At 51.9% G+C, this 13,080-nt stretch carries 14 protein-coding genes and 1 other annotated feature; of the genes, 11 read left to right on the top strand and 3 right to left on the bottom strand.

From position 1 onward, the window contains the following. Nucleotides 1–10 precede the first annotated feature (10 nt). The 6 genes from L4174_RS13495 to L4174_RS13470 all read left to right on the top strand — a co-directional run bounded on the left by L4174_RS13495 (nucleotide 11) and on the right by L4174_RS13470 (nucleotide 6,370). On the top strand, nucleotides 11–229 hold the full coding sequence (locus L4174_RS13495; protein ID WP_248141394.1) for a hypothetical protein: 219 nt from the start codon (nucleotides 11–13) through the stop codon (nucleotides 227–229). Nucleotides 230–328: 99 nt separating this feature from the next. Beyond that, nucleotides 329–444, top strand: a sequence feature (Thr leader region). 91 nt (nucleotides 445–535) lie between these two features. Continuing rightward, complete coding sequence (thrA, locus tag L4174_RS13490; RefSeq protein WP_248141392.1) at nucleotides 536–2,995, top strand: bifunctional aspartate kinase/homoserine dehydrogenase I; 2,460 nt, start codon at nucleotides 536–538, stop codon at nucleotides 2,993–2,995. A gap of 2 nt (nucleotides 2,996–2,997) precedes the next feature. Beyond that, on the top strand, nucleotides 2,998–3,954 hold the full coding sequence (gene thrB, locus L4174_RS13485; protein WP_248141389.1) for a homoserine kinase: 957 nt from the start codon (nucleotides 2,998–3,000) through the stop codon (nucleotides 3,952–3,954). A 2-nt stretch (nucleotides 3,955–3,956) separates the two neighbouring features. Beyond that, the gene (gene thrC / locus L4174_RS13480; protein WP_248141387.1) at nucleotides 3,957–5,246 is read left to right on the top strand and encodes a threonine synthase; all 1,290 of its coding nucleotides are present in this window, start codon (nucleotides 3,957–3,959) and stop codon (nucleotides 5,244–5,246) included. Between the two features lie 241 nt (nucleotides 5,247–5,487). Next, nucleotides 5,488–5,982: a helix-turn-helix domain-containing protein gene (locus tag L4174_RS13475; RefSeq protein ID WP_248141386.1), complete on the top strand. Its 495-nt coding sequence runs from the start codon at nucleotides 5,488–5,490 to the stop codon at nucleotides 5,980–5,982. 199 nt (nucleotides 5,983–6,181) lie between these two features. Next, complete coding sequence (locus L4174_RS13470) at nucleotides 6,182–6,370, top strand: ribbon-helix-helix domain-containing protein (protein WP_248141384.1); 189 nt, start codon at nucleotides 6,182–6,184, stop codon at nucleotides 6,368–6,370. Between the two features lie 24 nt (nucleotides 6,371–6,394). On the opposite strand, the gene L4174_RS13465 is transcribed toward L4174_RS13470, so the two are convergent. Continuing rightward, nucleotides 6,395–8,113 carry a SulP family inorganic anion transporter gene (locus L4174_RS13465; RefSeq protein WP_248141383.1) on the bottom strand — a complete coding sequence of 573 codons (1,719 nt, stop codon included), beginning with the start codon at nucleotides 8,111–8,113 and terminating at the stop codon, nucleotides 6,395–6,397. A gap of 140 nt (nucleotides 8,114–8,253) precedes the next feature. On the opposite strand from L4174_RS13465, the gene L4174_RS13460 reads away from it, so the two are divergent. Beyond that, on the top strand, nucleotides 8,254–8,595 hold the full coding sequence (locus tag L4174_RS13460; protein ID WP_248141382.1) for a zinc ribbon domain-containing protein YjdM: 342 nt from the start codon (nucleotides 8,254–8,256) through the stop codon (nucleotides 8,593–8,595). A gap of 86 nt (nucleotides 8,596–8,681) precedes the next feature. Here the strand turns inward: L4174_RS13460 and grcA are convergent, their stop codons facing one another. Beyond that, nucleotides 8,682–9,059, bottom strand: a complete 378-nt coding sequence (gene grcA, locus L4174_RS13455; protein ID WP_248141380.1) for an autonomous glycyl radical cofactor GrcA — start codon at nucleotides 9,057–9,059, stop codon at nucleotides 8,682–8,684. Nucleotides 9,060–9,386: 327 nt separating this feature from the next. Here grcA and L4174_RS13450 point away from each other — a divergent pair, with 327 nt between their 5' ends. From L4174_RS13450 to L4174_RS13440, 3 genes are all read left to right on the top strand, one after another. After that, nucleotides 9,387–9,530: a hypothetical protein gene (locus L4174_RS13450; RefSeq protein ID WP_248141378.1), complete on the top strand. Its 144-nt coding sequence runs from the start codon at nucleotides 9,387–9,389 to the stop codon at nucleotides 9,528–9,530. Nucleotides 9,531–9,593: 63 nt separating this feature from the next. Beyond that, a complete protein-coding gene (ung, locus tag L4174_RS13445) occupies nucleotides 9,594–10,295 on the top strand; it encodes a uracil-DNA glycosylase (RefSeq protein WP_248141376.1) in 702 nt (233 codons plus the stop codon). 80 nt (nucleotides 10,296–10,375) lie between these two features. Beyond that, nucleotides 10,376–10,915, top strand: coding sequence for a hemerythrin domain-containing protein (locus tag L4174_RS13440; protein WP_248141375.1), 540 nt, complete (start codon nucleotides 10,376–10,378; stop codon nucleotides 10,913–10,915). A 75-nt stretch (nucleotides 10,916–10,990) separates the two neighbouring features. Here L4174_RS13440 and L4174_RS13435 read toward each other — a convergent pair whose 3' ends face one another. Beyond that, nucleotides 10,991–11,170 carry a DUF3545 family protein gene (locus tag L4174_RS13435; RefSeq protein WP_248141370.1) on the bottom strand — a complete coding sequence of 60 codons (180 nt, stop codon included), beginning with the start codon at nucleotides 11,168–11,170 and terminating at the stop codon, nucleotides 10,991–10,993. Between the two features lie 424 nt (nucleotides 11,171–11,594). Here L4174_RS13435 and L4174_RS13430 point away from each other — a divergent pair, with 424 nt between their 5' ends. Further along, nucleotides 11,595–13,025 carry a sodium:alanine symporter family protein gene (locus tag L4174_RS13430; RefSeq protein ID WP_248141369.1) on the top strand — a complete coding sequence of 477 codons (1,431 nt, stop codon included), beginning with the start codon at nucleotides 11,595–11,597 and terminating at the stop codon, nucleotides 13,023–13,025. Nucleotides 13,026–13,080 lie beyond the last annotated feature (55 nt).

Genomic DNA, 13,080 nt, shown 5'->3' with positions numbered 1-13,080 from the left:
TTACTATGCTATGGCCTTGGGTGAACTGCAATTGCAGATATGCGATTTAGGAAAAATTTATATTCATCATGCCTCAGCAGTATCAGATGAGCGCTTTCGACACCCGGTGCATGGTTTTTGTTTCAGGACGGTGGAAGCAGATCAAAACAAGCCCGCTTTTCCCCGGGAAAATTGTCTGATTTGGGATGTCACCGATTTTCAGACGGAAAAGCTATATTTCAACGAATGAAAAAATATTTCACTGATGAGTGTTGACTCAATGCTACCGATCGGGTAAACGTAATCAACACGCACACAACATTAGCAATTTTACTAAAAATCATGGCAATGAATCTTATCGGCACCACCACCATTATTATTACCGGCACAACCAGTGTTGGGGCGGGCTGATACGCGTAAGATTTTCAAAAAAAGCCCGCACTCCAGAGTGCGGGCTTTTTTTTACCATGAATTTAACGGTATGTTTTTCCAGTAAAAAATAACAAGACCGGATAAACTTGCCAGACAGTTCAAATTAACGGAAGTGGAGTAGGGAATGCGAGTGCTTAAATTTGGCGGCTCATCGTTAGCGGATGCCGACCGGTTTCTCAGAGCGGCGGATATCATCGCCAGTAATACGCATCAGGGTGAGGTTTCAGTCGTACTGTCAGCACCGGGAAAAGTCACGAATAAACTGGTTTCTGTCATTGAAACAACGGTAACGACCGGCGATGCCGAATTACAGCTCACCGATCTGGAGCAAACTTTTACCGGTTTGTTTGACGGTATTCAGGCACAGCTGCCAGCATTTGACCGTACGGCTGTGGATGCCAAGCTGGCCAGTACCATGGGGCAGCTGAAACAACTGGTTCACGGGATGAAGTTACTGGGCCAGTGTCCGGACAATGTGTACGCCCGTGTCATCAGTAAGGGTGAGCGCCTGTCGATTGTGGCAATGAAATCTGCGCTGGAAGCGAAAGGTTATACTGCCGATCTGATTGATCCTGTGGCTTCCTTGCTGGCACATGGCGATTATCTGGAAGGTCATGTGGACATTGAAGCTTCCACTGAGAACTTCCGTCGTCAGCCGCTGGCAGCGGGTGTGGTGCACATCATGCCGGGCTTCACTGCAGGGAATGCGAAAGGGGAACTGGTGATTCTGGGCCGAAACGGTTCGGATTACTCCGCGGCGGTTCTGGCAGCCTGTTTACGTGCCGAATGCTGTGAAATCTGGACCGATGTGGATGGCGTTTACAACTGCGACCCGCGCCTAGTGCCGGATGCCCGTTTGCTGAAATCTCTCAGCTATCAGGAAGCGATGGAGCTCTCTTACTTTGGTGCTTCCGTACTCCACCCGAAAACCATTGCTCCGATTGCTCAGTTCCACATTCCGTGCCTGATTAAAAACAGTTTCAATCCACAGGGCGCAGGAACCCTGATTGGTCAGGACACTGGTGAAGATAATCTGGCGATCAAAGGCATCACCACCCTGAAAAATCTGACCATGGTCAACGTGTCCGGTCCGGGGATGAAAGGCATGGTCGGTATGGCTGCCCGGGTCTTCGGGGCGATGTCCGCGGCCGGTGTGTCGATTGTGCTGATCACCCAGTCCTCTTCTGAATACAGTATCAGTTTCTGTATTGAAAGTGAGGACAAGCACGTTGCCGAGCAAGCACTGCGGAATAATTTCGAGCTTGAGCTGAAAGAAGGCCTGCTGGAACCGGTTGAGTTTATTGATGATTCTGCAATTGTGACGTTGGTTGGTGACGGCATGCGTACCTCGCGGGGCGTGGCATCGCGGTTCTTCACTTCTCTGGCGGAGGTGAACGTCAACATCGTCGCTATTGCCCAGGGTTCTTCTGAGCGTGCTATTTCAGCCGTGATCCCGGCCAATAAAGTTTCTGAAGCGGTGAAAGCCTGTCACGAGAACCTGTTCAACAGTAAACACTTTCTGGATGTGTTTGTGGTCGGCGTTGGCGGCGTGGGCGGCGAACTGGTCGATCAGATCCAGCGTCAGCAGGAAAAACTGGCTGAAAACGGCATTGTGATCCGGGTCTGTGGTCTGGCAAACAGCCATGGCCTGCTGCTGGATAATAATGGCCTGCCGCTGGAAAACTGGCGTGACACCATGGGGCAGGCGACAGAAGCCTTTAACCTGGCCAGTCTGATCCAACTGGTGCAGCGCCACCATATCATCAACCCGGTGGTCATTGACTGTACGTCGGAACAGTCGATTGCAGATCAGTATGTGGATTTCCTTGCAGCAGGTTTCCATGTGATTACACCGAACAAGAAAGCGAACACCGCCAGCATGGCGTATTACCATCAGCTGCGTCAGGCAGCACGGGTAACCCGCCGTAAATTTATGTACGACACGACAGTGGGTGCAGGTCTGCCGGTCATCGAGAACCTGCAGAACCTGATGGCCGCGGGTGATGAGCTGGAACGGTTTGCCGGCATTCTGTCGGGTTCCCTGTCATTTATTTTTGGGAAGCTGGATGAAGGCATGAGCCTGAGTGAAGCAACCACGGTTGCCCGCAACAATGGCTTTACGGAGCCGGATCCGCGTGATGACCTGTCCGGCATGGATGTTGCCCGTAAGTTGCTGATCCTGGCCCGTGAAGCCGGTTATGCTCTGGAACTGGACGATGTTGTGGTAGAGCCTGCATTGCCGCCGGGCTTTGATCAGAGTGGTGACGTCGAAACCTTTATGCAGCGTCTGCCGGAAGCGGATGCGTATTTCAGGGATCTGGCGGAGAAAGCGGCGGATGAAGGCAAGGTCCTGCGTTACATTGGTGAAATCGACAACGGAAAGTGCACGGTGAAAGTGGCTGCCGTTGATCAGGACAACCCAATGTTCAAAATTAAGGACGGCGAGAATGCATTGGCTTTCTATAGCCGTTACTATCAACCCATTCCTCTGGTACTGCGCGGATACGGTGCCGGTACTGAAGTTACAGCTGCCGGTGTATTCGCTGATTTGATGCGTACCGTCGGCTGGAAACTGGGAGTGTAAGGATGAGTGTTACTGTTTATGCACCGGCATCAATTGGCAATGTCAGTGTGGGTTTTGATGTATTGGGGGCGGCTGTGTCGCCCATTGACGGTACCCTGCTGGGAGACAAAGTCACGGTGTCGGCTGGCCGCGAGCCGTTTACGCTGCGCTGCGAGGGTGATTTTGTTGCAAAACTGCCAGCCGAGCCTGAGCAGAATATTGTCTTTCACTGCTGGCAGGTCTTTTCCCGGGAGCTGGATAAAAAAGGTATTGCTCTACAGCCTGTGTCGATGACGCTGGAGAAAAATATGCCGATTGGCTCCGGTCTGGGTTCCAGTGCCTGCTCGATCGTTGCTGCGCTGGATGCGCTGAACCGTTTTCATGACAACCCGCTGAATGAGACCGAACTGCTGGCGCTGATGGGCGAGATGGAAGGGCAGATTTCTGGTGGTGTGCACTACGACAATGTCGCGCCCTGCTATCTCGGGGGGCTGCAATTGATGGTCGAGGAGCTTGGCATTATCAGCCAGTCCGTCCCATGTTTTGAGAACTGGTACTGGGTCATGGCGTATCCGGGCATTAAAGTGTCTACCGCGGAAGCCCGGGCGATTCTGCCTGCGCAGTATCGCCGTCAGGATGTGATTGCCCACGGCCGTTATCTGGGCGGGTTCCTGCATGCCTGTCACAGCCAGCAGCCGGCCCTTGCCGCGAAAATGATCAAAGATGTCGTCGCGGAACCTTATCGTGAAAGCCTGCTGCCCGGTTTTAAAGAAGCTCGTCAATATGCGCTGGAAGCGGGTGCTCTGGCGAGCGGCATCTCGGGTTCTGGCCCGACAATGTTCAGTATCTGTGATGATCTGGAAGTTGCTGAGCGGATCGCCCGCTGGCTGCAGCAGCATTATGTCCAGAATGATGAAGGATTCGTCCATGTCTGTCGTCTCGACAGCCAGGGTTCAACAGAAATAGGAAGTGAGTATTAACCATGAAGCTGTATAACTTAAAAGATCATCAGGAAGAAGTGTCATTTGCCCAGGCCGTTCGTCAGGGGCTAGGCCGGAATCAGGGCCTGTTTTTTCCTTCTGAACTGCCGGATTTAGGCGATATTGACGCCTTGCTGGCTCAGGATTTTGTGACCCGCAGCAGCCGGATTCTGTCCGCATTCATCGGTGAAGAACTATCGGCAGAAACCGTGCAGCAGATGGTGAGCAATGCCTTTCAGTTCCCGGCACCTGTGGCTCAGGTGAAGGATGGCATTTATGCGCTGGAACTCTTCCACGGCCCGACGCTGGCTTTTAAAGATTTTGGTGGCCGTTTCATGGCGCAGTCACTGGCTGCTGTGTCTGATGCTCAGGGAAATATCACGATTCTGACTGCGACTTCAGGTGATACCGGTGCCGCAGTGGCCCATGCGTTCTATGGCATGGACAACATCAAAGTCGTGATTCTTTATCCGAAAGGTAAGATCAGCCCGCTGCAGGAAAAACTCTTCTGTACCCTGGGCGGAAATATTCACACGGTCGCGGTGAATGGCACTTTCGATGACTGTCAGTCGCTGGTGAAGCAGGCGTTTGATGATGCTGAGCTGCGTCAGGAAGTGGGGCTGAACTCAGCCAACTCGATCAACATCAGCCGTCTGATGGCGCAAATCTGTTATTACTTCGAAGCGGTGGCACAGCTTCCGAAAGAAGCTCGTGGCAATCTGGTGGTCTCGGTGCCAAGTGGTAACTTCGGAAATCTGACAGCGGGTCTGCTGGCGAAAGCACTGGGTTTGCCGGTGAAACGTTTCATCGCAGCAACCAATGTCAACGATACGGTGCCCCGTTATCTGCAAAGTGGTCAGTGGGAGCCGAAAGCGACCATTCCGACCATTTCGAATGCCATGGATGTAAGCCAGCCAAACAACTGGCCACGCATTGAAGAGCTGTGTCAGAAGCAGGGCTGGGGTCTAAGCGAGCTGGGTTATGGCGCTGTGACTGATGAGCAGAGTGCAGAAACCCTGCGTCAGATGGATGCCGAAGGTTACCTGTGTGAGCCGCATGGTGCGATTGCTTACCGCGTGCTGAATGAGCAGCTGCAAGCCGGTGAAACCGGTCTGTTCCTGTGTACTGCGCATCCGGCTAAGTTCAAGGAAGTGGTAGAAGAGATTCTTGAGAAAGAAATCGATCTGCCGGCACCGCTGGCGAAGCACGGTGCAATGGAACTGCTGTCTGAAGAGCGCGATAACGATTTTGAGCAACTGAAAGTGGTACTGCGCGCAGTGCAGCCCGCATAACTAGGTGTGTTCACTGTTCTGCTTGAAAAGCCCCGTTTCGGGGCTTTTTTGTATCCGTCGAAAGAGTTCCTTTTTCAAATGCAGCAATGTGATTCAGGTGTTCTGTTTTTGTCTTGATATTCATGTAACTGCGTCTGATTTTTTGTTTCATTTTTCAGTATGAACTAAGTTTGATATGGCGAGCACAGCCAGGGCAAAGAATCTGGTTCGCTTTTTTAAGTTGGCTGATTGAGGAAATGGAATGAAACTAGGTGAAGTCTTAAAGAAGGAACGGGTGAGGAAAGGGATATCTCTCACAGAGATGAGTCAGTCCTTAGGTTTGCCAGAGAATGAATATCAAGAGATAGAGGCCGGAAACAGCCCCGCGGAGCGTTGGGGAGGTGTACTGGCTCGTATTGCGATCGTCCTGGAAACGCCGTCGGCCAAGTTGGTAACTGAGTCCGGAAGATATGCGGATAAGCGAGAGGGTCAGTCCGGTCCACTGATTCGTGCATATCGGGAAAAGCATGAACTCAGTAAACAAAATGTGATTAATGATGTGAATAATTACATGGCGGGCTGGGACGGACAGGCATTGCTGACCCTGGCGGAATATGAGCAGATTGAGGCCAGCAAGTCCGGGCTGGAAAAATACGGTCCGATTTTTCTGGGGTTTGCAGAGCAAATTGAACAACCGGTGTTCAATTTGTTTTACCCATGTGCTCTCCCTTTTCATGAGTTGGATGATTATCCCTGAGCGAGCTAATTCAGGTATGTCATGATCCCGTGTTGACGTTGATACAGAAAAGCAATATCGGTTAGCAAACGCCGAAGCTTAAAAAGCTGCGGCTTTGTTTTTTGAGACCGGGTGAACCGGCTTTCAGATTCCGGCATTTCTTCGGTCAGGAGATTTGATTATAATTTGATTATCATAGTCAGACAAAGAGTATCAGAGAGTGGAAAGCAAAACGGCCCGTTTTACGGTATTGATGGATCCCAGAAAAAAGCAGGCATTTGAGAAGTTATGCGCCTCTCAGGATCTCACCCCTTCTCAGGTGGTTCGTCAGCTGATCCGTGAGTATCTGGAAAAACATGATGTCACTTATCTGACTGACGATACCACCAAAAACCCTCAGGTGAAGTAATCCGTTACCGGATTGACGCATCCTTCAGACGTCTGTCGCTTTGTCTTCAGGACGGTGTTTTGTGGCCATCTGCTGCGCAGGTAAATCCGGTTGAGTGCTGCTGTCATGAGCGATGGCTGCACTCAAGGCATCTTGGAGTGTCGCGCAGTGAAATTGCTCACCAATCAGTTCAATCACCCCAGCTTTACGCAGTTTGGCTGAAACCCGCGGATTTGCGTTGGAAATCAGCACGGTAATGCCGCGTTTTTGCAGGTTGCTGATTACGGAAGCCAGGGTTTTCAGGCCTGTCATATCGATAAAAGGGACCCATTTCAGGCGGATAATGACCGTGCCGGGATCGGTATGCGTGTTCGCCAGGATCCGGTCGAACTGATCCACGGCACCAAAGAAAAACGGTCCATCGACGGTAAACACCAGCACTCCGGGCGGGAGTTCCAGCATCCCTTGCTGCCTGATTTCATGATGTACTTCCTGATAAGTCGCTTCTTTGACTTCGACACTGCTGGCCATGCGTCGCAGAAAATGGAAGGTCGCCAGTAACACGCCGATGTTGACGGCGACCACCAGATCAGCAAAAACGGTGAGCAGGAAGGTGATCAGCAGAATGACCACATCAGCCGTCGGCGCCCGGCGAATCATCTGAACAAAATGATGGGCTTCACTCATATTCCACGCCACGACAAACAGAATGGCCGCCAGTGCTGCCAGCGGTATGTAACTGGCCAGCGGTGCCAGCGCCAGCAGGATCAGCACCAGCGTCAGTGAATGAATGATGCCAGCCAGCGGGCTGGTACCGCCATTGCGGATGTTGGTGGCAGTCCGGGCAATCGCGCCTGTTGCGGCAAAACCACCCAGTAAGGGAGCGGCGATATTCGCAATGCCCTGGCCAACCAGCTCCTGATTGGAGTTATGGCGCGTATTGGTCATCCCATCGGCGACGACAGCGGAAAGCAGAGACTCAATCGCGCCGAGCATGGCAATGGTAAAAGCCGGGCCGATCAGCTCGATGACCTGATCCCAGCTGGTGGACGGCAAAGAGAATTCAGGCAGCCCCTGAGGGATTCCGCCAAACTGACTGCCGATGGTGGCCACGCCGCTGAACTGAAATACAGACTGAAGCAGCGTGACTACCAGCAAGGCGACCAGTGGCCCCGGAATCCGTCTCATGCCCGGCAATTTCGGAGAAAACAGCGTCAGCAACAGTGCCGTGACTGCCAGTAAGGTAGTCACGACATGAAAATCAGGCAGAACCTGCAGTAACTGATACAGCTTGTTGTGGAAATGCTGGCCGCTGATTGCGGGCAGCCCGAAAAAATACTGCCACTGGCCGACCCAGATCACCACTCCAATGCCGGCTGTAAAGCCGGTGATCACAGGCGCAGGAATAAAGCGGATGATGCTGCCCAGTTTGGTCAGGCCAAGAAAGAGCAGCATGACGCCAGCCATCAGGGTTGCGACCTGTAACCCCGAGATACCGTATTGCGCGGTGATCCCGGACAGCACGACAATGAATGCGCCGGTTGGTCCGGCAATCTGTACCCGGCTGCCCCCCAGGGCAGAGACGAGAAAGCCGGCGACGATCGCGGTATAAAGCCCTTGCTCAGGTTTAGCGCCTGATGCAATGGCAAAAGCCATGGCCAGCGGCAGGGCAACAATCCCGACAATCACGCCTGAAATGATGTTTCTGACCCAGTGTTGGCGCTGGAATAAACCAGCCTGAAAAGCCTCTTTTACCGCAATCATGTCCGACCCGGATAGCAAATGAAGTGATAATTTAATGATAATTACATTATAATGTGGTGGCAATATCATCCAGCATTGGCAAGACCTCGCTGGGCGAATATCCTTAAGTTGATACTTTTATAAAAGAGAGACCGTTGAGCATGAGTGATACCTTACCTCCTTGCCCAGAGTGCAATTCGTCTTATGTCTATGAAGATCAGGACATGTTGATCTGTCCGGAATGTGGCCATGAGTGGATCCAGGGTGAAGTCGCTGTAGATCCGGATGCGCTGGTTGTGAAAGACTCGAACGGCAATGTCCTGCAGGAAGGTGACTTTGTCACCCTGATTAAAGACCTGAAAGTCAAAGGTTCTTCTTCAGTTGCGAAGGTGGGAACCAAAGTGAAGATCAACCGTCTGGTTGACGGTGACCACAACATCGACTGTAAGATCGATGGTATCGGTGCCATGATGCTGAAATCAGAGTTTGTGAAAAAAGCCTGATTCAGCGCTGAGATTCACACCGAAAAGAAAACGCCGCCGCTCAGAAAGCTGCGGCGTTTTTGTTGTTACAGTGGCTCGGCGAAGCCTTACAGCGTGTCTGTAAAGGTACGGGCAATCACATCACGTTGCTGCTCTGGCGTCAGCGAGTTGAAACGTACCGCATAGCCCGAGACACGAATGGTCAGCTGCGGATATTTTTCAGGGTGTGCGACGGCATCTTCCAGCGTTTCACGCTTGAGTACATTGACGTTCAGGTGCTGACCGCCTTCAATCCGTGGCGCCTGTTCAACAGGCAATTCACGGTATTCAAATTCGCCCAGTTCGGCAGCCGGAACTTCCTGCTCGGTGCTGAAGTTTTCTGCGGCACACAGACAACGGGCTGTGCCATTGTCCGTATCCAGCAGCCAGATCGAATTCAGCAATTGTGGGTTGGCCGCTTGGGTGATTTGAATGCCTTTGATCATGGCAGCTCCTTGAGAGTGTTATATCGACAATGAAAGGATTTCAGGTCAGACACTGCGGTCTGCCTCAATGGCATCCTACCGCGTTGTGCCACCGGGCATTTGATCTGTATCAACCGGGTTGCGCCCCCAAGACGGTATCCACTGCACAAATGACGCGCAAAAATGCGCATGATTGGGGCGGAGAATATAAATCATACAACTGAGTGGTCGCTTAATAAGCAGTAAGATGCCGCGAAATCGCTGTAAAGACAGGCTGTTTGTCAGGCAGGAAAAGTTGGCATTGTTCTTTCATTGTAATGTTCAGACCTGATTTGTGAGGAAATCATCATGAGAGCATCTGCTTTGCCAGCCACCACAACCTGTATTCATCATTGTGCCCGTCTGCCACAGGCAAACCGCCCGATCCAGGGCCGGGGCCACTGGCGCACGCCCGTTGGACCGATGAGCCGCCCGAAATCCGCAACCGAATAGCCACACCGCAAGATTCAGGTAAAATGTCGGCTCATGAACTGAGTACGTGCAGCAGGAGCCGACATGTCTGCCCCGGAAACATCTTTTTCTGCCCCTTTTGACTGGGCACAATTCTTACAACAGGAACGCCAGCAAACCTATCTTCAGCAGGCAGAAGCCCGGGTCGCTGAGGAAAGGGCAGCAGGAAAAGCAATTTATCCGCCCGAAGCCTCTGTTTTCAGTGCTTTTGAGGCCACGCCATTTGAGCAGGTGAAGGTGGTGATCCTGGGACAGGATCCATACCATGGTCCCGGTCAGGCACACGGCCTGAGTTTTTCAGTGCAGCCGGGCGTGAAGGTACCGCCTTCGCTGGCCAATATGTACAAAGAACTGGCGACGGATATCGAAAATTTTACCATCCCAGAGCATGGCTGTTTGCAATACTGGGCGGAACAGGGTGTTCTGTTGCTCAATACGGTGCTGACTGTTGAACAGGGAAAAGCCCACTCTCACAGTAAATTTGGCTGGGAAACCTTTACCGATCAGGTCATCGCCAGTCTGAATGAGCATCGGGAAGGTCTGGTTTTTCTGCTTTGGGGCGCTCATGCTCAAAAGAAAGGCAAACATATCGACCGTGAAAAACACTGTGTGCTTGAAGCTGCACATCCGTCACCTTTGTCTGCTTATCGCGGCTTTTTCGGCTGCCGACACTTTTCTCAGGCAAATCAATGGCTGAGAAAAATTCATAAAAGTGAGATTGACTGGCAAATACCTGCACAAATTTAAGCCAACCTAATCTGGATCAAACCCATTTCGGCAGCCCGGTTTACACTTAAAGCTGGAAAGTTAGTGCCCGGGAGGTCGAAATGCTATTGGACAGTATTCACACCGAACATGGTTATATTAGCCGTCTGCTCAGGTTGTTACGCACTAAACTGACTGCGATCAGGGAAGGTCATGAAGTGAATTATCAACTTATTCGCGATATTGTGACTTATCTGCAGAATCAGGCTGAGCACTACCATCATCCCAAAGAGGATGTAATTTATCACTACTACATCAATCATTACGGTAATGAGCAGCGCATTCTGGATCTGGAAGCGGAACACCTCGAGCTGGCGGCTCTGACCGCAGAGTTTGCGGAGACGGTCGACATGATTCTGATGGATGCCGTGATCCCGCTGGACGTGTTTGCTGACAAGCTGAATGTGTTTGTTGAACGGCAGAAACAGCATCTGGAGATGGAGGAGAAACAGGTGTTTCCGGCCATTCGTAAACGCTTTACATCAGCCGACTGGGCCGCTGTTGAGAGTGAATATCAGGATTGCCTGAGTGATCCGCTCTTTGGCCAAGAGGTGTCGGCCCAATACCGGGAACTGGCACGACGCCTGGAGCCGGAAGAATAAATTGCTATTTCATTGTAGAAGCACCGGCGGGGTGCCGGTGCTGTTCGTTATCTGGCGTATTGTACAACCCGGATCTCAGATGTCCACCTCGTCGGTGAACTCATGTAAGATGTCGATTTCCTGAAGTTCCTTTTTCAGGCGCTGTTTATCTTTCAGTGCTTCAATTTCCCGCCATTTCCGTTTTACCGGCTTACTGCGTGAATTACGGCGGGGTAAATCGCTTTCAAGTATATTGTCGAATCCGAAGCTATCCATAGTGCACCTCGCTCAATCCTGAGTATCGCTCAGATCAGGGAGCATATTGCCCCTTGGTCATCAGTTAAATATCACAATATGACTTAGAATAAAATTGAACCATTTCGCATTTGTTACCTATTTGTGAAACTCGTTCATTGCCCTGAAATCGGGCAATGGTTGGTCCAGTGGGCTCCAGACCCCTCAAACACTCACTTTTTCACGGACGCCATTGATTTTTGAGAACTAACTCATCATCATCGCTCAGGTTTTCATCAGTGCCGGGCAGGGAAGACCGGAAAGCCCTGAGCTGGCGCTTTTCAGGAACACGCGATTTCGTGACCTGAGAGCGGCCTATACTGTGATGAAAGCTGAATGAATTCATACCGACTCGCATTGTCGGGTGGGTGGTTAAGCAGGGCGATGAGTACGCTAAGGGGTTGAAGTGACAAGTCAGCTAAATTTCCTGAATGATCTTCTGTGGGGATCGGTCCTGATTTATTTATTGATCGGGGTTGGGATCTTTTTTACCTACCGGTTGGGCTTTATTCAGTTCCGCCATTTTCTGCACATGTTTCAGGTCATGAAGAACAGCCGTAAATCTGATGCGGCGGGTATTTCTTCATTTCAGGCGTTGTGTACCAGTCTGGCAGCCCGGGTCGGAACCGGCAACATGGCCGGTGTGGCCGTGGCACTGACGCTCGGCGGGCCGGGTGCGATTTTCTGGATGTGGCTGATTGCGATGCTGGGGATGGCAACCGCTTTTGCAGAAAGTGCACTGGCTCAGCTGTATAAAACCCGCGATGATGACGGTAACTACCGCGGCGGGCCAGCCTATTACATGGAAAAAGGGCTGGGCATGCGCTGGATGGGCGTGGTCTTCTCTATCTTCCTGATTATTGCGTTTGGTCTGGTTTTCAATGCTGTGCAGGCCAACTCAATTGCCAAAGCGATGAACGTGGCCTTTGGCTGGCAACCGCTTGTGGTGGGGATGGTTCTGGTCGCGCTGACCGGCTTTATTATTTTCGGCGGAATGCGGACCATCGCCCGGACGGCAGAAATTCTGGTTCCGGTCATGGCGATTTGTTATCTGGCACTGGCGCTGGTCGTCGTGGCGATGAATATCGAACAGGTGCCATCCGTGCTGGCGTTGATTTTCCGCAGTGCATTCGGTCTGGAAGAAGCCGCTTCAGGCGCGCTGGGGTATACCATCGCGCAGGGGATGATCAACGGCCTCAAGCGCGGTCTGTTTTCGAATGAAGCCGGGATGGGATCTGCCCCCAACGCGGCGGCATCTGCCACGCCTTATCCGCCGCATCCGGCGTCTCAGGGGTATGTCCAGATGCTGGGGGTGTTCACCGATACCATCGTCATCTGCAGTGCCACGGTTGCGATTATTCTGATTTCGGGCGAATACGTTCCCCACAGTGAAGTGACTGGCATTGAACTGACGCAGCGGGCGCTGTCTTCTCAGGTTGGCGGCTGGGGTGAAATCTTTATCGCCATTGCGATCTTTTTGTTTGCCTTTACATCGCTGGTGGCCAATTACTCCTATGCGGAAACCAATCTGATCTTCCTGGAGCATAACCACAAGGCGGGTCTGGCTATCTTCCGTCTGGTTGTGCTGGGGATGGTGATGTTCGGGGCGCTGGCTGAATTGCCGACGGTCTGGACCATGGCCGATATTTCAATGGGCATGATGGCCATTATTAACCTGATTGCGATTGTGCTGATGTCCGGCACTGTGGTGAAGCTGGCCAGAGACTATAACGCTCAGCTCTCGCTGGGTAAGGTACCGACCTTTGACAGCCGCCAGTATCCTGAGCTGCATGCTCAGTTGGACGAAGAAATCTGGACCCGTTCTCCGGAACGATAGGTCCGACCGATGACAGAGAAAGCAAAAACCACGTGGGTTGTACGTGGTTTTTTTA

The organism is Photobacterium sp. CCB-ST2H9 (genome assembly GCF_023151555.2).
In the GTDB taxonomy this organism is placed as follows: domain Bacteria; phylum Pseudomonadota; class Gammaproteobacteria; order Enterobacterales; family Vibrionaceae; genus Photobacterium.
This window is presented reverse-complemented; position numbering and strand designations above follow the sequence as displayed.